Genomic DNA, 21,516 nt, shown 5'->3' on the forward strand with positions numbered 1-21,516 from the left:
GATTCAAGCTGGAAGGTTCTTCGCCGCGGCCTCTTGAGCCTTGGCGATTTCCTGGTTGCGCAAGATAAAGCGCTGCAATTTGCCGCTTGGGGTTTTCGGCAATTCGCTGACAAATTCGATTTCACGGGGGTACGAGTGCGCCGCCAGACGCTTGCGTACGTGCTGGCGCAGTTCTTCGGCCAACTCGGGGGCGGCGCGGTATTGCGGGCTGAGCACGACGAACGCCTTGACCAGCTCGGTGCGCTCCGGATCGGGCTTGCCGACCACGGCGGCCTCGACCACGGCCGGGTGTTCGATCAACGCACTTTCCACATCGAAGGGACCGACCCGGTAGCCGGAGGTGGTGATCACGTCATCACTGCGACCGACGAAGCTGATGCTGCCGTCCGGGTTCCACTCGACGGTGTCGCCACTCAGGTAATAGTTGCCGACAAAAGCCTTGGTCGGCCCGCCTTCGTAGCCGGCGAACCAGCACATCGGCGACTGGCTGCGGTCGATGGCGAGGATGCCCGGCTGGCCAACGTCGAGTTCCTTGTAGTCGTCATCCAGCACCACGATGCGGTGGCCCGGCGAGGCAAAACCGGCGGCGCCCATGTGAATCGGGTGCTCAAGGCCGTGGTGGTTGCACAGCACCATGCCCAGTTCGGTCTGGCCGTAGTGGTCGTGGATGACCACGTCGAGGTTATCGGCGAACCAGCGGATCACTTCCGGGTTCAGCGGCTCGCCGGCGCTGCTGACGATACGCAGCCTGCCTTTGATCGACTTGGCGAATTCATCGCCGCCGGCAATCAGCAAACGGTAGGCCGTCGGCGAACCGGTGAGGTTGGTAATCCCGTATTTGTTGATCACACGGCAGGTGCTTTCGAGGGTGAACGGGCCATCGTAAAAAGTGATCGGATGTCCCATGGCCATCGGCCCGGTGACACCAAAATAAATGCCATAGGCCCAACCCGGGTCGGCGACGTTCCAGAAGGCGTCTTCCGGGCGCAGATCCACCGCGTCGCGGGTGTAGCTCTGGAATGCAACGATGGCCTTGAGCGGCACTGACAGCGCTTTCGACGGGCCGGTGGTGCCCGAGGTGAACATCAGCAGGAACGGATCTTCGCCGGTCATCAGCACCGGTTCACAGTCGGCGGAATAATTGGCCAGTTCGGCCCAGAAACTGAAGTCGCCATGCACCAGGCCCTGCCCTTTGGGGCCGGTGACGGTCACCGTGGTCGGGCAATCGGCGACTTCGGCAAGTTTCGGCCGGTTCACCGCATCGGTCACCACAACCTTGGCGCCAGAGCAGCTCAGACGGTGCTCGATGGCCTTGGGGCCGAACGCGGTAAACAGCGGTTGATACACCGCGCCGATGCGCCAGGTGGCGAACACGGTGATCAGCAGTTCGATATTGCGTGGCAACAGGCCGGCGACCTTGTCGCCTTTCTTCACGCCCTGGGCCAGCAGGTAGTTGGCGAAACGCGCGGCCTTGTCCTGCAAGTCGGTGAAGGTGTACGTCGCTCCGTTGCCGTCGCGTCCTTCCCAGAACAGCGCGATGCGACCCGGCAAGGCATGCCGGTCACAGCATTCGACACAGGCGTTGAGGGCCGTCAGATCGCCCGCGAGTGCGGCATCGACGGTGTGCTGATAATTGAACTGAGCAGTAGCAGACAAATAATCGCGCATTGCCAGAATCCCTCTGTGTTTTTTATTAGGTTGGGGGAACCGTAATCAACAGGGAAATACTCGCTCTGTGCGGGTTAGCGGGCAATGGTCAAAGTTATCAAGTTGCATGACTGCTTTGGCCAAAGCCCGCAGGGCATCAGGAGGTGAAGCGCACTCCGGGTTTGGCGCGCTCGTCCACGGTCAGTTCGAACACATCCGGCCGGGCGTAGTGCCCAACCACGTCATAGTCGTAGCGGGCGCGTACCAGGTCGTCGGTGTCGATTTGCGCGGTGAGCAACCCGGCGCTGTCGCGCAACGGTCCGGCGAGGATGTCGCCCATGGGGCCGACGATCACGCTGCCGCCGGCAATCAACGGCCGATCCGCCGGCCAGTTGGCGATGTCCAGGCCCAGGGTCTGTGGCGATTCCTGGACCTGACAGGCGCTGACCACGAAGCAGCGCCCCTCATGGGCAATGTGACGCATGCTGACCTGCCACATCTCCCGCTCGTCCACGGTCGGCGCGCACCACACCTCCACGCCCTTGGCGTACATCGCCGTGCGCAGCAGCGGCATCATGTTTTCCCAGCACACCAGCGCACCGACGCGCCCGACCTGAGAGTCGATCACCGGCAAGGTCGAGCCATCGCCCTTGCCCCAGATCAGCCGTTCGGTGCCGGTGGGCATCAGCTTGCGGTGCTTGGCCACCAGCCCGGCCGCCGGATCGAAGTACAGCGCAGTGCAGTACAAGGTGCTGCCGGCGCGCTCGATCACGCCGATCACCAGATTGGCGCCAGTGCGTGCCGACAGCGCCGCCAGCGCGTCGGTTTCCGCGCCGGGTACATCGATGGCATTGGCAAAGTAACGGGCAAAGGCTTCGCGCCCTTGCGGCAGGCGATAGCCCAATTGGGTGCCAAAACCCTCGCCTTTGGGATAACCGCCCAGCAGCGCTTCCGGCATCACCACTAACCCGGCGCCGGATTCGATGATCGCGTGTTCATAGGACAGGATCTGTTCCAGGGTTTCAGCCTTGCCACCGGGCAAGGCGCCGATCTGCAGGGCCGCAACGATTGATTTGGGCATCTTGGAAACTCCATTCGCATCAGGTGTTGCTCATTCTCCGGCGTCAGGCAATCATCAATAAAGACCGATTCACTGCTGAATGATATGAGCCAAATGAATATCACCGACGTCGACCTCAACCTGCTCAAAGTCTTCGAAGCACTGCACGAAGAGTCCAGTGCCAGCCGTGCCGCATTGCGCCTGGGTGTGACGCAATCAGCAGTCAGTGCGGCCTTGCGTCGGTTGCGCGAGGTGTATGGCGATCAGTTGTTCGTGCGCACCGGGCGCGGCCTGGCGCCCTCGCTCAAGGCCAATCAGCTCAAACCGGTGGTCAGCGATGCCCTGAACAAATGCCGGCAGAGCCTGGCGATGGTCGATCCGGCCGCGCAACAGTACGAAGGTCGCTCGGTCACTGTGGGAATGTCGGACGATTTCGAAATTGCCTACGGCCGGCGGCTGATCGAAGAAATCGCCCGGTGCGCGCCGAAACTGCGGCTGATTTTCCGCCAGACCCACAGCCAGATCGTCGCCCAGGCACTGATGGAGCGCAGCATTGACCTGGCGGTCACTGCGGGCGGGTTTGCCGAGCGGCTGCTCAGCCGTCAGGTGTTGGGGGAAGGTGGTTATCTGTGCCTGGTGGACCCGTCGAGCCTGGTCGAGGGCCAGCAGAGCATCGATCTTGAGGAGTTTGTGGCCCGCGAACACATTCTGGTGTCGTCCGGCGGTTTTATCGGGATTACCGACGAGGGATTGGCTGCACTGGGGCTTAGTCGAAGGGTGTGCGCCTCGACCACGCATTTTGCCGCGTTGCCCCATTTGCTAAAAGGCAGCCGGGCGGTGGCGACCATTCCGGCCCATGCCGCCCAATGCATCGCAACGCTCAGCGGGCTGGCGCTGCTGCCCTGCCCCTTGGCCCTGCCGCGCTACCCGATCGAACTGGGCTGGCGGACCAGCACCCAACTCGACCCGGTGCTATTGAAAGTGCGCGAGGCGATAGTCGCGAGCTTCGCCTGACGGCCGATGTTATTTGTTGGCCGCCATCAGGCGATTGACTTCACTGCGCACCATATTGGCGTATTCCGGCGGCGACATGCCGTCCAGCTCAGCGCGTACCCATTCCGCCCACTTGCCTTTGCGCTTGGCCCGTTCGCCAAACAACCGCGCGGCCTCACCCTTGGCCTTGCCCAGGTTGTTTTGCCAGAGTTCGAACAGACGGGATTTCTCGTCTTCAAGCGCAGCGCGCTCGGCGAGGGGTTTGTCGGCCAGATTGAAGCTCATGGGAATTTCCTGCTGCGTAAAATAGGCGACATCTTACACTGTAGGACGAAAGGTCCTGCGCCGGTTTTTCAGCAAGATGACCTCCCCGGGCAAAATAGCTGCAACTTTTCCGACGACGGCAGACTCCATTGTTCACTGTCCACCTACCTGCAAGGAGTACTTCAATGGCCCGCAAAACCGCCGCGCAAGCCGCCGAAGATCAAATCAAGGATCAAGCCTTCAGCGAACTTCAAACGCTGATCGAAGAGTCGGAAAAACTGCTGAAAAGCAGTGCCTCGCTGGTTGGAGAAGAAGCGGAGACCCTTCGCGGACAAATCGCCCTGAAACTCCAGCAGGCCAGGGATTCGGTGAGCAGCGTACGCGACCGCACCCTGCCCGCGGTCGAGGCCACTGAAACCTATATCGGCGGGCATCCATGGCAAACCGTGGCGATTTCCGCCGGGTTTGGTTTGGTGGTGGGGTTGTTGTTGGGGCGTCGCTAGGCATTCCGATCAAACACCGCAAACCCCTAGGGAGCGAGCTTGCTCGCGATGACGTCAGCCTGTTCAACTCAGATGTTGACTGGACTGCCGCTATCGCGAGCAAGCTCGCTCCTACAGGATCAGCCCCCCGCCAGCTCCCGCAAGTTCGCCAGCGTCCGGGCATCCAGTTCAATGCCGTTGACTTGCGACTTGGCGCGCTGATGATGACGCCGATCCCCCGGCAAACGCTTCAGGCCGACACCGTGCATTTGCCGCACCAGTTCCTGGCTGCGCTCGGCAAAACTCTGCCCCGCCGCTTTGTCCGGATCGATCACGATAAGCAACTGGCCAGTCCAGGGTGTCTTGGCGCCAGGGTGGTTCTTCCAGTCGAATTCGAAGGAAAAATTGCCGCCGGTCAGTGCCGCCGCGAGCAACTCGACCATCATCGACAACGCCGAGCCCTTGTGCCCGCCGAAAGGCAGCAACGCGCCGCCCTCGAGAATCGCCTTCGGATCCGTGGTCGGCTGGCCGAGGCTGTCCACGCCCATCCCTGCCGGCAAGCGTTCACCCTCGCGGGCGGCAATTTGCACGTCGCCATGGGCAATGGCACTGGTCGCCAGGTCGAAGACAATCGGTGCGCCATCGGCCCGCGGCGCAGCGAAGGCAATCGGGTTGGTGCCGAACAGCGGCCGGTCGGCACCGTGGGGCACCACGCAGGTCATGCTGTTGACCACGCTCAATGCCACCAGGCCTTCATCGGCGAAGGGTTCGACATCCGGCCACAAGGCCGCGAAATGGTGCGAGTTACGGATCGCCAGCACCGCGATGCCGGCACTTCGGGCCTTCTGCACCAATAACTCGCGTGCCGCCGCCAGGGCCGGCTGCGCAAAACCGTTATCGGCGTCGACCCGCACAAACCCTGAAGCCACATCTTCGACCACCGGAACGGCCTGGCCATTGACCCAGCCGCTTTGCAGCGTCGAAACATAACCTGGAATGCGGAATACCCCGTGACTGTGCGCGCCGTCGCGCTCGGCACCGGCGCAGTTTTGCGCCAGCACCCGGGCAACTTCGGCCGACGTGCCGTGACGCAGAAAAATCTTCTCCAGCAAAGCGCTCAGCGCTTCGAATGACAGGTGTGACGGGACCGCGGTAGTGGCGTGATCGTGTGGCGCAGACATCTGAAGCTCCAGACTAATTATTGGAGGGAACAACAGCGTAGAAAGACCCGCCGATTAACAACGCGCGGCGTGCGACCTGTCAACCTTTCGCTCAGGGACTGTGAGATATATCCCTGTCACGAACGCCCACGCCCCGTGCGTTATCTATTTACCACCCGCGTCAACGCACCGGCTTTTAGTCTCGATGCTCAATCCACAGGCGCCGTTAAGTGGCACCTTGAACGAGACTCGACGATGTCTACACCAGTAATTCCGCTGTTTTTCCCCGAGGCGCTGACGTCGCGCGGCCTCTGGAGAGAACTTGGCCAAACCCACGGGCTGACGCAAAGGGACTTCGAATGGTTCAGCCATATCGAACTGGCCACCCAGGCACTGCGCGATGAGCAGACGCCGCCCATGCTGGCTAAAAGAATCCTGCTGAAAATCCCCGGCCAGGAACCCATGGAGCTGGCCGGCTGCTTTGTGCTGACCGCGACGCCCGATGACAATGGCTTGATTTTCTACACCCCGTACGCCGGAATAAAAAAGTTCGCCAACCGTACGGACCTGACCGAACAGCTGGTGACGCAACTCAAGGCGGCCAGCGAAGACGACGACTTGTTGGCCTTCATAGCACTGTCTCGACGCAAGGCCGTGGTGGACGCCGCCGACATCGAACCGGTCTTTCAGAATATTGAAGGCGACGTGTTCGATGACCAGCGCAACACCCTCTCCAGCCAGCAGCGACTCAACGACCAGGCCGTGCTCGACGAATTGAAAGCGCTGCCGTCCCTGACCTCGATGCTCGACACATTGCTGAGTCAACAGCTGACGGCGTCGTTTCCCGGTCTGGATCAGCGCCAGGCCCACGTGAACTTCTACCTGGCAACAACACCAGAGAATGCAGACGAAAGTCATGCTGCGCGACCCTGGGTCAACTCCCTTTCCCTGAGTGAGGCCGTCCTGCTGCACTATCGCCATCAGTGTTGGCCCGCCGGACAGTCCCACGAATTTTCCCATCCGAAAAAGCCCCCGGCGACAGGCGACCAGTCACTCTGGGAAACCGCCGTTACGACAATCTCGCGCCACCTGGTCAGCTTGCTGGTCGGTCAACTCGAAGGTTACTGGGCTGCGCCTAGCGCCGATGGCGCATCCCGTCGCCAGTTCTTCGGCCAGGCAATCGCCGATCAGGCGCGAGTGCAACTGCTGCTCAGGCGCGAAGCCGGGATCATCACCCCGGAGCAAAGCCAGGATTTGCACGCGTTGGTCTCGACGGCCAGCCGGACGAACGAATCGATGACTGTCGAAACCGTGCGCCTGTGGGAGTACCAGGCCAATTATGTGGAGTTGGCCGGCTCGCTGATGGTCAGCGCCGGCAATGCGTTTCTCTACACGCCCACCGCAGGCCTGCAGGTGCTCGAGGACTATAAGGACTTGCTCGATACAGTGCTGAGCAAGTTCAGCGCGGCCGGTCACGAGGATGAGCTCTATGGCCTGCTGAGCCTGGAGGAGCGCCAGCGTTTCATTGGTTTTGACCGACCGAATGTGAGCGGCGAAGTGATTTCCGGTGCGATCTTCCCCAGGCTCTTCGACCGGATCATCAGCAAGCAGCTGCAAAACATGGAATATGCCCTGGAGGTGTTCCGTCACAGTGACGGCACCGTGGACATCCACGCCCTGTTCGACAAGGCGCTGGATATCCGCTCGATGATCAGCGAGCGACTGCTGACACTGACTACCGACGAACGCTGGAGCACTCGCCCCGTGTTATCCGGCGATCAGCATCCCTCCACCGTGCTGGCCGATACGGTGGAAGCTTTCGTCAAGACCTTCGACGACATCGAAACACAGATCAACGCAGATTTCTCGGCGCAACCGGTTGCTACGCTGGCCTTGCAGCGGGTCTATCTGGAAAACATGAAACCCCGCCTGGCCAATGCTCTGTCCGTTGGCCTGCGTGGCGAGGCCAGCCTGCGGGTACTCGGCGCGACACTGCGGGAGGCGGATCGGGCCATTGTCGAAACGGTCTTCAACTCGGACCAGCCCGACCGGCAAAACCGCCTGTCACTCAAGGGTTTCCGCCCCGATGCCTACTCGTTGACGCTGGAGCGCTCCGGTCAGAGCGATGTCCTGCCCCTGGCCCATTGTCTGCTGTTGACCGAGCGTGGCGGACTCGATCCCTCGCATTCCGGCCGGACGATCCTGTGGACACCCGCCAAGGGCCTGGAGGTCTTTGACACCATCGGTCGTGCAAGGCTGGAGCTGAACCGACGCCTGCTCGAACCACAACAACGCCTGGCGTTGCTGGAAAACCTCACTCCGGCCCAGCGCGTCTTTCACCAGCGCTACTCACTGGGACCGTTGCGACTGATTGAAGGGCCTGTATTGGAGTGGGTCGCGCAATCGTCCATCGAGCACTTTTTGGCCCGCTGCGAACACGTACGCACTTTCGATCTGAGCGACACGAAGCAGAAAAAAGCCCTTAAAGCCCTGACCACAACGGTGCTCAACACCAATTTGCGAAGAGCCACGTCGATTGCCCGGGCGATCAGCCAGCAGCAATCCCTGCCCGCCTGGCTGGGAATGGCTCCGCTGCAAGAGCAGCGACTGCACCTTGAACTGCTGGAGCAATACCGCAACAGCGTTGATGAGGACAAAGACTATTTACACGGAATCAACCCCCTCAAGTCGTATGTGCATGAAACACTGAAATCGTTGCTCGCCAGCCGCTTCCCCGCAACAGCACTAGACCCTGACACTATCGAAATCACCCCGAACCTGGCCTTGGTCGGCCCCGCCCAGAGCCTCACCGAGTTCGCCTTGCACCACGTCAACATTGCGCAAGGCACTGGGTTCAAAATCAGCTCGGCAACCACACAAGCCCTGCCCGAGGGGCTGGACCAGGCGGCTGTCCGCCAACTGTTGCTGTCATTGGACATCGCGCGAAACTACGCCAGACAGGTCACGGACAGCCTGTCGAATCAAGCGACCGATGTGGAAAGCAGGATGTTGCGCTTCGTCAAACAACTGCCCTGGCAACTTCTGCAACACGCCCACGAACTCAAACTGCAGCAACGGCTGTCCGACAGCGCTTTCGATTTGCTTCGGCAAGTGTTCAACATGCCGGACGCCATCGCCCGGGCGACTGTAGAAGGCGCGCACGCCATTGCCCGACCATTGGAACTGATCAAGACCAGCGGTGCCACCGCCGTCAAAGCGCTGGGCCTTTACCTGGTGGGGCCCGGCGAAGGCAAGGCAGGCCTGCAAATCCTCTATGCCCCTTACCATCCCGACGGTTCACCGTTCGTTGAGTTCGACAATGAGGCCGGCGTTGTCTCGGCGCTCAACACACCGGGGCCATTGCAGGACATGTTGCTGCGTCGCCTGCCGGACACTGAGCAAACAGTGTTTCGCAACCTGTTCAAGTCCACCGTCGGCCAGTCGAGCGAAATCACCCTCGCGTCCAACCCCATCGACGGCAACCTGCTCACTCATTTGTTCCATGACAACACCAGACTGCTGGTGAAGATGCTCGGCAGCCAGGCAAACGCTACCGCGCAGTCTGACTGGGAGGCTGTCAAGCACCTGTTCGGCTCCGGCATCGAGCTCGTTTCAGGCCTGCTGCCGGGCAAACTCGCGTATGTGCAGTTTCTGTGGAAGGCCTACAAGGATGCCCTGAACTCAGCCGAAGCCCTGCAGGACCATCACTGGACAACCGCATTGCGCGACTTTATTGCCGGCGCGGCACAAATCGCATCATTGGGCCGGTTATCGCTTGAAGGATGGGCCGAAAGCGCCCAGGCAACCGGCGAAGTTGTTGCTGAACCGGTTGCCACCCCCGTGATCGCGCAACCCTGGTCGCAGGTCCGGTCGACAGCGGTAATGCGTACCCGGCTGCAACCGTTCGAAACCACAGTTGAACTCAAGGACCTGGCGAAAAACAGCACCGACGGCACCTATGTCGAATCGGGCAGCCGGAAAACCTTCGCCGCCATTGCCGGCAAGGTGTACGGCGTGAACAAGACCGGAGCGGTCTGGAGAACGCTCAAAGGCAAGGAAGAAGGCCCCGTGTTGACGACTACGCCTGACAACCAACTGGTCATCGACCCGGATTCCCACACCATTCACTTCGGCAAAGTCGTCTCGAAAATGCACAATCGATATGCCAACGCCTATGTTGCCAGGGAGGTACTGAATATCGAGGCCCGGGGGATGGCTGAAATCCGGGCCAAACATCCCGATAAAGCCCGCATGATCGTGCAGGCCATCGACATGGCTCGTTATTACGCGTTCAACAGCCTGCACAACCTGGTGCAACTCAAGCAACTCGCCCCGGGCACACGGCTCGATACCTTCCTCAAACAGTTCTTTGATGTTGGTCAGGTCGACAAAGCACTGCTCGAAAAAATCAAACAGGCCATCGTCCCCATCTGCAATGCGCTGGTCGATCCCGATGAAGACTGGATGAACTCGCAACGCTTTATCGTGGGTTCAAGCCGGGACCCGGAGGACAACCTCGTCGCGTTTGTCGTGGACAAGGATCTACAGCGCAATGTGCATTTCACGGAAAAATTTTTCGATCAACAACTCGACTGGTACAAATCTTCTCTGACACAACCCTTCGATGTCGACGGCCACAGCCAGGCCGTGACCCTGATACACGAGTTCGCTCATTTGTTTTCCGGGGCCGTGGACATTGCCTACCTTGAGGCCAGGCTGCCGTTCAGCGATCTGGTAGCGTCGGTCACCGGGTATGGCGCAGCAAGGAAACAGTCTCAGCTGGACTTCCAGCGAGAAGCCTTGTCGATGGATACCCCAGAGGAGGAACTGTTCGCACGCTGGAACAGTGGACTGCAATCGTGGATCAGCCTGGATTCCATACCGAGCACTTACCACATCGGCAAGCACATTCTGCGACTGACGGGCAGCGAGACCATGGATAAGGCACGGGAAGCTTTTTTTAACGTGCAGGATTCGACGTTCCGAATCGACGTCATTTTGCACAATGCCGACTCGATCGCCTTCTTGATCTGCGAAATGGGCCGGCAACTGGACCCGGTACCGGTCGCTACGCCCCCTCAACCCTGATCCCGGCGTAACAACGCGTAGATCCCCGGATCTGCGCGCTACAGCGGTGTTTGATTTGATCTTTTTTTCACGCCCCCTGTGGATACTGCTTCCCGATAGCAGGTGCTCCAGAGGCGAGGCGTTGAAAAAAAACCACACATTGATGGTTAAATGCCATGACTGATGTTCTCGCAGACTTCCCCCAAGGTTAGAATGCAGGAAATCAGGAAGGGCCAATGACCGATCACACGCTCTCGGAAGCCGAATACGACGCCATCACCGATGCCGCTGCGCATTGGTGCATGCGTCTGCACGCCAGTGACTGCACCGAGCAAGAGCGCCAGGCGTTCGAGCAATGGCGTGATGCGCATCCGCTCCATGCCTTCGAGTACGAAGCGATGCTGGAGATCTGGGATGTCGCCGGCGACTTGCCCCGTCCCGAAGCTGTCGTGCCGCTGGTTCGCACTCAAGCCGAAAACCCGTGGCGCCGTCTGGCTATTGCAGCAACGGTGTGTGCCCTGGCACTGCCCTTGGCCGGTTATGGCGGCTGGCACCTGGGCTGGGTACCGAACGCGTACCAGCATTTCGAAGCGACCGACAATGTTCGAACGGTCACCTTGAAAGACGGCAGCCAGGTGGAACTGAACCTGGGCAGCGAGTTGACGTACAGCAACTACAAGGATCAGCGGCAAGTCACGCTGGAAAAAGGCGAAGCCTTCTTCAGGGTCAGCCATGACACCCGCCACCCCTTCGTGGTCAAGGCCGCCGAAGGCCGGATTCGCGTGACCGGCACCCAATTCAACGTCTGGATGTATGAAGACCAGGTCAAGGTCAACCTGATCGAGGGTTCGGTACTGGTCAGCAGCAACGCCGACCTGCAAGGCGACGGTTTGCGCCTTGACCCGGCGATGCAGGCCAATTATCGCCACGGCGACTTCATCCCCCGCATCAGCCAGACCTATGACAATGACAGCTCGCTGGCCTGGCGCCAGGGCAAGCTGGTGCTCGACGATCTGGCCCTGAGCGATGCGCTGCCCTTGATCAATCGCTATCTGGACAAACCGTTGATGGTGGCTGACAACAGCACCGGCTCGATCCACATCGGCGGCATCTACAACATCAAAGAGATCAACGGTCTGGTGAAATCCTTGCCGCGGGTGCTGCCGGTCTACCTGACCCGCAACCAGAACGGCAATCTGGTGGTCAACGCGATTCCGCAGTCATCCCCGAAAAGCTGAAAAGGCCGCGACCCTTGCGGGTAGCAGCCTTCAGCGTTCATGCAAAACTCCACTTCCTTACTGCGCGGCCACCTTGGCACCCTGCTGGCGGATCGTCTGCACCTGATAGTCCGGATCGGACAGGATCTGTTGCTCGGTGAAAGGCAGCACGCTCCATTGCTTCCTGGAAAATGCCTGCGTCTGGTCCCGTGAATACTTCGAGGCCGGGTCGCTGGACAACGAGAACGCCAGCAGCCCTTTGGCCTGCGGTCCGTTTTCATCGAAAGTCACCACTTGCAGGTAACTCGTGCCACTGACTACTTCGCGCTTACCGTCGCTGCGCGGCACGCTCTGGATGGCGTTGTAGACCCCCAGCGCGCCCGGCCCGCCGTGGATTGGCGTCTGTTGTCCGCCGCTGCTGACCACCTGGATATCGCCCCAACGACTGTCCGGCTTGAGGCCTGCCGCCTTGACCTGTTCAGCCGAAGCCAGCATCGCTGCCCTTAGCGCCTTTGCCACCTGCGGGTGATCGACTGCGATTCCACGCGGGGTACGTTGCGGATCCTGCGGATCGAATGCCACACGCCATACGTCCGGCACTGGCTCCAGTGCCTCCATGACATTCTGGAAGTGCACAAAACCCAGACCGCTGCCCAGGTTGGCGTTGCGGTCCCAGGCCTTGAGGCTGGCGCACAGTGGCGTGAGGGTTTTGGCATCGGCACCGAGATCCGCCGCGCAGAATTGCAGCAGGTCCGGCATCACTTGATTCGCCTGATAAACCTGATCGTCCATGACCATGTGTTGTAAATCCGCCGCCCCGACCTGGGTCAGCGTACTCAATCGGTCCAGGGCAAAGCGTGAACGCAGCCCCAATGGCTGGCTGTCCTGGCTGATCAACGGCGAATAGCCGGTCAGCGGTTGCGCCGGGTTGGCCATCCATGCCGAGTCGTTGGAATGCTGGACAAAATCCTTGCGCAGCAACTGCGGCAACTTGTCCGACGCATAGATCCCCTGTTGTGGCGCCTGCGGGTCGATGTCCCAGGCGCAGGCGCTGTTGGAGCCGTCGAGAATGATCATCTGCACGCCCACTCGCGGATCGCTGCATTGCGCCAGCTTGTCGACGCTGACGTTGGGCACCACCGAGAGGTTCATGTACAGCGTCTGCCCCTGGTCGTCCGCCGCCAGCGTGTTGACCCACGGAATGCCCTGGATCTTGTGCACCGAGGCCTGGAAGTCCTTGAGGTTTTCAGCGCGGTTCATCGCGTACCACTGCTGCAGAACGCGGTCGTTATCCAGATTGGCATCGCGCAGGCTGTAGGCGTACTGAGGATCCCAATCCAGTTTTCCCGGCCATTGCACCACCGGACCGAATTTCGAGCTGTAGACCTCGTGGGAAATCGCCCGGGCCTGCCCGTCCGCCTGCCTGACGTTGACGGTCACGGTCTGCTTGTCCATCGGCAAGGACTGGCCGTCGAGCAGGTAACGGGTCGAATCCTTGGGGTCCAGTTGCAGGCGATACAGCGTGAAATGCCTGGACGAGTCCACGGTGTGGGTCCAGGCCAGATGTTGATTGAAACCGATGTTGATCACCGGCAGGCCGGGTAACGCCGCGCCCATCACGTCCAGTTTGCCGGGAATGGTCAGGTGCATCTGGTAAAAGCGCATGCCGCCCACCCACGGAAAGTGCGGATTGGCTAGCAACATGCCGCGTCCGTTGAAGGAACGCTCGCTGCCGACCGCGACGGCGTTGCTGCCCCGATCCAGGGCAAAGCGCTGCATCCGTGTGGCGGCCATCTGGAACGCTGACTGTGTGTTCGACGCCTGGACCACGGCCTGAGGTGGCGTGGCACCGGCCAGGGCTTCGGCAAACTGGCCGACGCCACCTTCGACCAACAGGCGCCGGGTCAGCTTGACCAGGTCCGACGTCGTGATGTCGCGCACCCAATCGCCCTGGCACTGCGGCGGCAAACCCTGGGCGCGACGCTCGCTCAAGGAGCGGTTGTACCCCGCCACATAGCCTTCGACCAGCTCACGCACTTCGGGGGTCTGGGCCTGCCAGAAACCGGCGACGGCTTGCGGGGTGTTCAGCCAGGTGAAGAACACATCGCTGACCAGGTTCTCCCGCTCTTCGATGGTGAACTGATCCGGCCCGAAGTACCGCGAACGTTCGCCGTTGACCGTAGTGATTTCGTTGGCCAGCAGGCACAGGTTGTCCTGGGCATAGGCATAGCCGATGCCATAGCCGAGTCCACGCTCGTTGTCGGCGCGGATGTGCGGCACACCGAAACCGGTCCGGCGGATGTCCGCGCTCGTTGGCGCAGGCGTACCGCTCGCGCTTGCCGCAAGGCTCAGCCCCAGGCTCAACCCCAGAGTCACACCCGCCAGGCTCAACCTGGCTAACTGGCTGGAAATAATCACGCTCGCTCCTGATCGAAAATTCGATGGCCACGGCTGCGCATACCCACGCGCGCCGGGCCTCCCTGTAGGGACGAAGCTCACCACAAAAATTTAGGGATTTACTGCGCAGCGGACCACGGACTGACAGGTTGATCACGCGATGGCGACAAATTTTCTACATTCGAGCCTTCATGATTCGGACTGCTCATACGTTCAGTCCTGTAAGAGCGCCCATTTTTTCCTGATCAGGCTCTGAAAGGAGTTTTGCAATGTACAACTCGCAACTGCCAACGGACGGTAGCAACGCGCCAAAGGGTACTTCCATGGAAGTCGGCGTATTCGAGCCGCGTATCGATCGCCACGGCAACGAGCGGATCCGGGTCCTGCTCAAAAGCTTTGGCCTGCGAACCAGTCTGATCCGCCTGAAAGTCATCGACGCCCTGCTGACGGCCGCCGAAAACGACCGCAGCCTTGGCGTGCGTGGCGTGCACAGCCAATTGCTGGACCTGGATATTCCCTTGTCCTTTCTCAGCGTGCGTGAAGTGCTAAAGCGCTTGTGCAGCGAAGGCGTGATTGTCCTCAACCCCGACAAGAGCTACAGCCTGCATCCACAGGCTGCTGCCATCCTGCGCAACCGATGATCGAATGATCAGGGCTTGACCTTGCGGCGCATCACGCCATTGATGACTACCACGATCACCGCCACGCCAATGGCGATGTACTGGAACAGTTTTTCGCTGATGACGCCGGTGTTCTGCAACCAGGAAAGGCCAAACATGATCCCCAGCACCACCAGGGAGATCAGAATCGAGTATTTCAAACGTTGCGACTGAGTCATTGCGGGTTTCCTGAATCTGTAAATGTATCCGGTTTGTATCGACGCCCATGCCAAGTGCTTACCCTGTTTCGGGAATAAGCGGCTACAAGCGGGGTCTCATGTTACAGCCGATGAAGAGTTTTAGCTTCATTGCGGCGATAACCATGAGGACTTTCACATGTTGCGTCGAATCACATTGCTGATTCCCCTGCTTGCCATCCTGACCCTGAGCGGTTGCATTGTTTTCCCCCACGGGGGCTGGCATCACGATCACTATGACAACCACGGCAGACCGGGTTACTACCAGCATCGCTAACCGCTGCTCAATGTCCTGAATCCTTTCGGTAAAAGTCATTGCCCGGCTGGGCACACAGCTCCACCAGCCAATCGACGAACACACGCACCCGCCGGGACAACTGGCGGTGCGGCGGATAAAGCGCCGTCATCGGCATGCCCGGTGGCGGCACTTCCTTCAGCACTTCACACAAACGCCCCTCCTCCAGCTGCCGCGCCACGTGATAGTACGGCGTCTGCACCAGGCCATATCCCGCCTCGCACGCTGCCAGATAGCCATCGGCACTGTTGACCGCCACCTGCTTGGGCAGGTCGACCGACCGCACCTGGCCATCCACGACAAACTCCAGCCCAAAGCGTTTGCCACTGTTGCTGGAGACGTACTCGACCATCCGGTGCCCGCGCAAGTCATCGAGCGTATGGGGGGCTGCATGTCGCTGCAGGTAGTCGGGGCTGGCACAGGTCACCTGATCCAACACCACCAGCGGCCGCGCCACAAGCGAATCGTCCAGCGGCGCACCTCCGCGCAACACACAATCGACACCTTCGCGAATCAGGTCCACCGGCCGGTCATTCAGGCCGATTTCCAGCTCGATCAAAGGATAGCGGGCGGTGAATTGCGGCAGTGCCGGAATCACAATCAAACGCCCCACGCCCGCCGGCATGTCCACCCGCAGCAACCCCTTGGGATTATGGCGTGCGGCACTGAACACCGCTTCGGTCTCTTCCAGGTCCGCCAGCAAGCGCACGCAACGTGGGTAATAGGCCGCGCCATCGAGCGTCAGGCTGATCTGCCGCGTGGTGCGTTGCAGCAGTTGCACCCCCAGGTGCGCCTCCAGTTGCTTGATCAGGATGGTGACCGAGGCCCGGGGCAATTGCAGGCTGTCGGCGGCCTTGGCAAAGCCGCCCAACTCGACGATTCGGGTAAAGACGCGCATGGCGTTGAAACGGTCCATTGCTGGCTCCACCGGCTGATTATTTAGATTTAACGAATAGTGATAGCTGTTTTAGCCGGTTTATCTTGTTTCTGTCGAGACGAACAATGGTGATTCATTTCACAGGGAGCTGATTTCATGCACATACGTCAATTGGGAAAAAACGGTCCGCAGGTGTCGGCTATCGGCCTGGGCTGCATGGGCATGACCGACTTCTACACCACCGGCACGGATACCCGCGAAGCCACGGCCACCTTGCATCGCGCGCTGGAACTGGGCGTCAACCTGCTCGATACCGCCGACATGTACGGCCCGCACTCCAATGAAGAACTGATCGGCAAAGCCATTGCCGGCAAGCGCGACCAGGTGTTCCTGGCCAGCAAGTTCGGAATCGTCCGCGACCCGGCCAACCCCACCGCCCGGGGCGTCAACGGTCGGCCGGAATACATTCGCCAGTCCATCGACGGCAGCTTGAAGCGCCTGGGCGTGGACACCCTCGATCTGTATTACCAGCACCGAATCGACCCGCAGGTGGCCATCGAAGAAACCGTCGGCGCCATGGCCGAACTGGTCAGTGCCGGCAAGGTGCGATACCTGGGATTGAGCGAGGCCTCGGCGGCGACCCTGGAGCGGGCGCACAAGGTTCACCCGATCAGTGCATTGCAAAGTGAGTATTCGTTGTGGAGTCGCGATCAGGAAGAAAACGGTTGCCTGGCGGCCTGCCAGCGCCTGGGCGTAGCCTTTGTGCCTTATAGCCCGTTGGGCCGGGGGTTTCTGACCGGCGCATTGAAAAGCCCGGATGATTTCGCGGCCGACGATTACCGCCGCTTCAGCCCGCGTTTCCAGGGCGAGAACTTCGCGAAAAACCTGCTGCTGGTGCAACAGGTACAAGCGCTGGCGACAGAAAAAGGCGTGACGGCAGGCCAACTGGCGCTGGCGTGGGTGCTGGCCCAGGGTGACTACCTGATTCCGATTCCGGGTACCAAGCAACGTAAATACCTGGAAGAAAACGTGGCCGCTCTGGAGGTGACGCTGAGCGCCGAAGAACTGCACGCGCTGGAAGCGATCTTTCCGGAAAATGCCACCGCTGGCCTGCGTTATCCGGAAGAAGTCATGAAACTGCTCGACCGGTAAGGGGCACCGGCCCGCTCTATGAACTGAGTGGGCCGAGCAACATGGCGTCAGGCCTCTTCCGTGAGAACACTGTCTGGCCTCACCATGGGGCCGTTGCTCTTGCCGTAAATTTCCAGATTTTGCAGTACGTAAATCGCTCTTTTGAACTCTGGAACCAAGTAGTTGGCGTACTTGTTACCCTTCACATTGTTGTGCTGAATATTCTCCAGTTGAGTCGCGAAATATTCCAGCGCATTGAACTTCGCGTCAGGATCCTTGATGCCAAACCGGTCGAACTTGTCACCGGCATTGCTCAGCGTGACCGCCGTAACATCGCTGATCAGGCCACGCTCTTTCAAAAAGACACTGATACTACCCATGGATTTGACTGAAATATTAGTAGGATCAAAACCCTTCATCTGCTTGCGCAACTTCATCTTGTCCATCTTGACTGTATCCAGCTCAACTGGATTGTTGCCCACCAGGTCAAGCATCTGCCTGACCTTGACGTTCTGGTGAACAGGGTTTGACCTGCTGGCGGTATCTCGAACCAGCAGGCCCGCTTTCGCGGTCCAGGCGCCGGTATATCCGATAGTCATTGAAAACTCCTTGTTTGACCAAGTTAGGAGGTCAGGAGTATCGGCCGAAGTACTTGAGGCGACCAAACCTTTATTCAGAGCTTTAACAAATTTCGTACAATTAAGATACATATTGTAAAACTTCTTGTTTATTGGGCATTGGCACATCAAAGAATGGTCTTTCAGACTTTTCTTACATGGCGACTAGTTGGCTTTCATCAACACCGATACTTACCCTCGGCATTTCAACCTGACGATTTTGTAATGTGCCCTTCATCTGCCTGACAGCGTTGGTCAACTATCATCGAATGGCACACCTTTGTAGCAATTAGAAACACTCCTTGAATGCCTGATCCATTAAAATGGTCAAAATGCGTTTTTTTGCCCGTTAGCCGAGACAAATCCCATGCGAAACCCTCTGCGTCTGATCGCCCTGAGCGCCCTGTTCTTGTCCTCCCTGGCCCAGGCCGCCGACCTCATTCCGATCGAGGTTCATCGCGACGCCAATTGTGGCTGCTGCAAAAAATGGATCACTCATCTGGAGGCCAATGGCTTCAAGGTCGAAGACCACGTCGAAGCCAACATGAGCGAGTTCAAGCAACAGCACGGCGTGCCGCCGCGCCTGTCGTCGTGCCACACCGCGTTGATCAACGGCAAATTCGTTGAAGGTCATGTCCCGGCCGACCAGGTCCTGGCCTTGAGCAAGCGCGACGATCTGCTGGGCGTCGCGGCCCCTGGCATGCCCATGGGTTCGCCCGGCATGGAAATGGACGGCATGAGCGATGCCTATCAGGTCATCGGCCTGAAAAAGGACGGCACTGACGTGGTGGTTGCGGACTACCCCGCCCATTGATGTCCGGCGCGTACTTCGGGCTGTTTTTCGCGGCATTCGGTGCTGCCACGCTGCTGCCGTTGCAATCCGAAGCGGTGCTGGTCGGATTGCTGCTCAGCGATCGTTATTGGCTCTGGGCACTGCTGGCGGTGGCAACGTTCGGCAACGTTCTGGGCTCGCTGCTTAACTGGTGGCTGGGACGCGGGATCGAGCGGTTCCGCGACCGACGCTGGTTTCCGATGAGCCCCCGGCACCTGGAGAAAGCCCGGCTTCATTACCAGCGCTACGGCCATTGGTCGTTGCTGCTCAGTTGGCTGCCGGTGATCGGCGATCCGCTGACGCTGGTCGCCGGGGTCATGCGCGAGCCGCTGGGACGCTTCCTGCTGATCGTCACCCTGGCCAAAGGCGCCCGCTACGGCGTGCTGGCCATGGCGACTTTGGGCTGGATGGGTTGAACCATCGAGGGCGGCGGTTGCCTGTGTTTAATGCCGCCCTAATCGAGTCGATCCAGCATCGGCGGATTTTCCACGGAGCCCTCTCATGTCGCGCCCCTTCTCCCGCTGGTTACCCAGCCTTTTACTGACCGCCGCCCTGCCCGTCATCGCCCTCGCCGAAGGACCGGCATACGGCCCTGAGTTGCAGGGTTTCGACTACCCCTACACCCTCAAGCACTTCGCCTTTGAGTCCCAGGGCCAATCCCTGCAAATGGGTTACATGGACGTCGCCGCCCACGGCAAGGCCAATGGTCGCAGTGTGGTGCTGATGCACGGCAAGAATTTCTGCGGCGCCACCTGGGACGGCTCGATCAAAGCCCTCAGCGACGCCGGCTATCGGGTCATCGCCCCGGACCAGATCGGCTTCTGCACCTCCAGCAAACCGGCGCACTACCAGTACAGCTTCCAGCAACTGGCGACGAATACCCAGCAATTGCTCAAGGCCCTGGGTATCCAGAAAGCCACCCTGCTGGGGCATTCCACCGGCGGCATGGTCGCCACTCGCTATGCCTTGCAATACCCCGAACAGGTCGAGCAACTGGCGCTGGTCAACCCCATCGGCCTGGAAGACTGGAAAGCCCTCGGCGTGCCCTATCGCACGGTGGATCAATGGTACGAGCGCGAACTCAAGCTCAGCGCCGAGGGTATCCGCAACTATGAACGCAGCACCTATTACGGCGGGCGCTGGAAACCGGAGTTCGATCGCTGGGTCGACATGCTCGCCGGCCTGAACAAAGGCCCGGGGCACACGCAAGTCGCGTGGAACTCGGCGCTGATCTACGACATGATCTTCACCCAACCGGTGTACTACGAATTCCAGAACCTGAAGATGCCGACCCTGCTGTTGATCGGTACGTCCGACACCACCGCCATCGGCAGTGACATCGCCCCGCCCGAAGTCAAGGCGAAGATCGGGCACTACGATGTCCTTGGCAAACAGGTGGCCCAGTTGATTCCCCAGTCCACACTGGTCGAATTCCCGGGCATGGGCCATGCGCCACAGATGGAAGAACCGGCACAATTCCACCAGGCCCTGCTCGCCTGGCTGAACAAGACCAACCCCGTGCGTTGAAGAGGAAAGGCTGATGCCTGTGCAGATTGCAGTGCTTGATGATTGGCAGGATGTGGCGCGGGACGTGGTGGACTGGTCGGCGCTGGATGGCGTCGGGCAGGTGAGTTTTCTCCATGACTACCCCGCCGACAACCAGACCCTGGCCGAGCGCCTTGCCGGGTTCGAGGTGATCTGCGTGATGCGCGAGCGCACCCGGTTCGATGAAGACCTGCTGCGGCGCCTGCCGAAGCTCAAACTGCTGGTGACCGGCGGCATGCGCAATGCGGCCCTGGACCTGAAAGCCGCCGCCGCGCTGGGCATTCAGGTCAGCGGCACCGACAGCTACAAACACGCCGCGCCGGAACTGACCTGGGCGCTGATCATGGCTGCGACCCGCAACCTGGTAGTCGAAGCCAATGCCCTGTGCGCCGGCCAATGGCAACAAGGCCTGGGTGGCGACCTGCATGGCAAGACACTGGCCATCCTCGGTCTGGGCAGCATCGGCCAGCGTGTCGCGCAGTTCGGTCAGGTGTTCGGCATGCGCGTCATCGCCTGGAGTGAAAACCTCACCGCCGAACGTGCGGCGCAAGTCGGTGTGACCTGTGTCAGCAAGCAGGAACTGTTCGAACAGGCCGATGTGCTGTCGGTGCACCTGGTGCTCAGCGAGCGCAGTCGCGGTCTGGTGGACGCCCAGGCACTGGGCTGGATGAAACCCACGGCGCTGCTGGTGAACACCGCTCGCGGCCCCATTGTCGATGAAGCGGCGCTGATCAAGGCCCTGCAGAAACAACGGCTGGCCGGTGCCGCCCTGGACGTCTTCGAGCAGGAACCGCTGCCCGCCCACCATCCGTTCCGGACCCTGGACAATGTATTGGCGACACCCCATGTCGGCTACGTGAGCCGGCAGAACTACCAGCTGTTTTTCTCGCAAATGATCGAGGACATTCAGGCCTGGTCGGAAGGCGCTCCGATTCGTCTGCTGGGTTGATACTCCAATGTGGGAGCGAGCCTGCTCGCGATAGCGGTGTATCAGCCGACATCAAAGTTGAATGACACTCCGCATCGCGAGCAGGCTCGCTCCCACAGGGATCTTCAGTGCACACAACGCTGCGCTA

General features: G+C 60.1%; 19 protein-coding genes. 11 read left to right on the forward strand and 8 right to left on the reverse strand.

The window, feature by feature from the left end; genetic code table 11:
• Nucleotides 1-3: 3 nt before the first annotated feature.
• Together AABM52_RS16095 and AABM52_RS16100 are read right to left on the reverse strand one after the other, a co-directional pair.
• Nucleotides 4-1,668 (reverse strand): AMP-binding protein, encoded by a 1,665-nt coding sequence (locus tag AABM52_RS16095; RefSeq protein ID WP_347906772.1) that lies wholly within the window; start codon nucleotides 1,666-1,668, stop codon nucleotides 4-6.
• Nucleotides 1,669-1,804: 136 nt separating this feature from the next.
• Nucleotides 1,805-2,728, reverse strand: coding sequence for a carbon-nitrogen hydrolase family protein (locus tag AABM52_RS16100; protein ID WP_347906774.1), 924 nt, complete (start codon nucleotides 2,726-2,728; stop codon nucleotides 1,805-1,807).
• An 84-nt stretch (nucleotides 2,729-2,812) separates the two neighbouring features.
• Between AABM52_RS16100 and AABM52_RS16105 the strand changes: the two genes are divergently transcribed.
• Complete coding sequence (locus AABM52_RS16105) at nucleotides 2,813-3,721, forward strand: LysR substrate-binding domain-containing protein (protein WP_347906776.1); 909 nt, start codon at nucleotides 2,813-2,815, stop codon at nucleotides 3,719-3,721.
• Nucleotides 3,722-3,730: 9 nt separating this feature from the next.
• On the opposite strand, the gene AABM52_RS16110 is transcribed toward AABM52_RS16105, so the two are convergent.
• Nucleotides 3,731-3,985: a hypothetical protein gene (locus tag AABM52_RS16110; protein WP_007970091.1), complete on the reverse strand. Its 255-nt coding sequence runs from the start codon at nucleotides 3,983-3,985 to the stop codon at nucleotides 3,731-3,733.
• Nucleotides 3,986-4,149: 164 nt separating this feature from the next.
• On the opposite strand from AABM52_RS16110, the gene AABM52_RS16115 reads away from it, so the two are divergent.
• Nucleotides 4,150-4,467, forward strand: coding sequence for a DUF883 family protein (locus tag AABM52_RS16115; protein WP_347906778.1), 318 nt, complete (start codon nucleotides 4,150-4,152; stop codon nucleotides 4,465-4,467).
• A gap of 119 nt (nucleotides 4,468-4,586) precedes the next feature.
• On the opposite strand, the gene AABM52_RS16120 is transcribed toward AABM52_RS16115, so the two are convergent.
• Nucleotides 4,587-5,627 (reverse strand): Ldh family oxidoreductase, encoded by a 1,041-nt coding sequence (locus AABM52_RS16120; protein WP_347906779.1) that lies wholly within the window; start codon nucleotides 5,625-5,627, stop codon nucleotides 4,587-4,589.
• Between the two features lie 234 nt (nucleotides 5,628-5,861).
• Between AABM52_RS16120 and AABM52_RS16125 the strand changes: the two genes are divergently transcribed.
• Both AABM52_RS16125 and AABM52_RS16130 read left to right on the forward strand, forming a co-directional pair.
• Nucleotides 5,862-10,694 carry a DUF6543 domain-containing protein gene (locus AABM52_RS16125; RefSeq protein ID WP_347906781.1) on the forward strand — a complete coding sequence of 1,611 codons (4,833 nt, stop codon included), beginning with the start codon at nucleotides 5,862-5,864 and terminating at the stop codon, nucleotides 10,692-10,694.
• Nucleotides 10,695-10,909: 215 nt separating this feature from the next.
• On the forward strand, nucleotides 10,910-11,911 hold the full coding sequence (locus AABM52_RS16130) for a FecR family protein (RefSeq protein WP_347906782.1): 1,002 nt from the start codon (nucleotides 10,910-10,912) through the stop codon (nucleotides 11,909-11,911).
• 57 nt (nucleotides 11,912-11,968) lie between these two features.
• Here AABM52_RS16130 and AABM52_RS16135 read toward each other — a convergent pair whose 3' ends face one another.
• Complete coding sequence (locus AABM52_RS16135; protein ID WP_347906784.1) at nucleotides 11,969-14,308, reverse strand: acylase; 2,340 nt, start codon at nucleotides 14,306-14,308, stop codon at nucleotides 11,969-11,971.
• A gap of 248 nt (nucleotides 14,309-14,556) precedes the next feature.
• Between AABM52_RS16135 and AABM52_RS16140 the strand changes: the two genes are divergently transcribed.
• The gene (locus AABM52_RS16140; RefSeq protein WP_347906786.1) at nucleotides 14,557-14,928 is read left to right on the forward strand and encodes a fe2+ zn2+ uptake regulation protein; all 372 of its coding nucleotides are present in this window, start codon (nucleotides 14,557-14,559) and stop codon (nucleotides 14,926-14,928) included.
• Between the two features lie 8 nt (nucleotides 14,929-14,936).
• Here AABM52_RS16140 and AABM52_RS16145 read toward each other — a convergent pair whose 3' ends face one another.
• A complete protein-coding gene (locus AABM52_RS16145; protein WP_347906787.1) occupies nucleotides 14,937-15,125 on the reverse strand; it encodes a hypothetical protein in 189 nt (62 codons plus the stop codon).
• Nucleotides 15,126-15,282: 157 nt separating this feature from the next.
• Here AABM52_RS16145 and AABM52_RS16150 point away from each other — a divergent pair, with 157 nt between their 5' ends.
• Nucleotides 15,283-15,420: a hypothetical protein gene (locus AABM52_RS16150; RefSeq protein ID WP_347906788.1), complete on the forward strand. Its 138-nt coding sequence runs from the start codon at nucleotides 15,283-15,285 to the stop codon at nucleotides 15,418-15,420.
• Between the two features lie 7 nt (nucleotides 15,421-15,427).
• Here AABM52_RS16150 and AABM52_RS16155 read toward each other — a convergent pair whose 3' ends face one another.
• Nucleotides 15,428-16,354, reverse strand: a complete 927-nt coding sequence (locus AABM52_RS16155) for a LysR family transcriptional regulator (protein WP_347906790.1) — start codon at nucleotides 16,352-16,354, stop codon at nucleotides 15,428-15,430.
• Between the two features lie 117 nt (nucleotides 16,355-16,471).
• On the opposite strand from AABM52_RS16155, the gene AABM52_RS16160 reads away from it, so the two are divergent.
• A complete protein-coding gene (locus AABM52_RS16160) occupies nucleotides 16,472-17,467 on the forward strand; it encodes an aldo/keto reductase (protein ID WP_347906792.1) in 996 nt (331 codons plus the stop codon).
• A 47-nt stretch (nucleotides 17,468-17,514) separates the two neighbouring features.
• Here the strand turns inward: AABM52_RS16160 and AABM52_RS16165 are convergent, their stop codons facing one another.
• Nucleotides 17,515-18,045, reverse strand: a complete 531-nt coding sequence (locus AABM52_RS16165) for a hypothetical protein (protein WP_347906794.1) — start codon at nucleotides 18,043-18,045, stop codon at nucleotides 17,515-17,517.
• Nucleotides 18,046-18,430: 385 nt separating this feature from the next.
• Between AABM52_RS16165 and AABM52_RS16170 the strand changes: the two genes are divergently transcribed.
• The 4 genes from AABM52_RS16170 to AABM52_RS16185 all read left to right on the forward strand — a co-directional run bounded on the left by AABM52_RS16170 (nucleotide 18,431) and on the right by AABM52_RS16185 (nucleotide 21,389).
• Nucleotides 18,431-18,877 (forward strand): DUF411 domain-containing protein, encoded by a 447-nt coding sequence (locus AABM52_RS16170; protein ID WP_347906796.1) that lies wholly within the window; start codon nucleotides 18,431-18,433, stop codon nucleotides 18,875-18,877.
• Entirely contained in the window at nucleotides 18,877-19,311 is a 435-nt protein-coding gene (locus AABM52_RS16175; RefSeq protein WP_347906797.1) for a YqaA family protein, read from the forward strand. Before AABM52_RS16170 ends, AABM52_RS16175 begins: the two co-directional genes overlap by 1 nt.
• An 85-nt stretch (nucleotides 19,312-19,396) precedes the next feature.
• Nucleotides 19,397-20,422, forward strand: coding sequence for an alpha/beta hydrolase (locus AABM52_RS16180; protein WP_347906798.1), 1,026 nt, complete (start codon nucleotides 19,397-19,399; stop codon nucleotides 20,420-20,422).
• Nucleotides 20,423-20,435: 13 nt separating this feature from the next.
• Nucleotides 20,436-21,389: a D-2-hydroxyacid dehydrogenase family protein gene (locus AABM52_RS16185; RefSeq protein ID WP_347906800.1), complete on the forward strand. Its 954-nt coding sequence runs from the start codon at nucleotides 20,436-20,438 to the stop codon at nucleotides 21,387-21,389.
• Nucleotides 21,390-21,516: the final 127 nt, after the last annotated feature.

Origin of the sequence: Pseudomonas grandcourensis, assembly GCF_039909015.1 — a bacterium.
Taxonomy (GTDB): domain Bacteria; phylum Pseudomonadota; class Gammaproteobacteria; order Pseudomonadales; family Pseudomonadaceae; genus Aquipseudomonas; species Aquipseudomonas grandcourensis.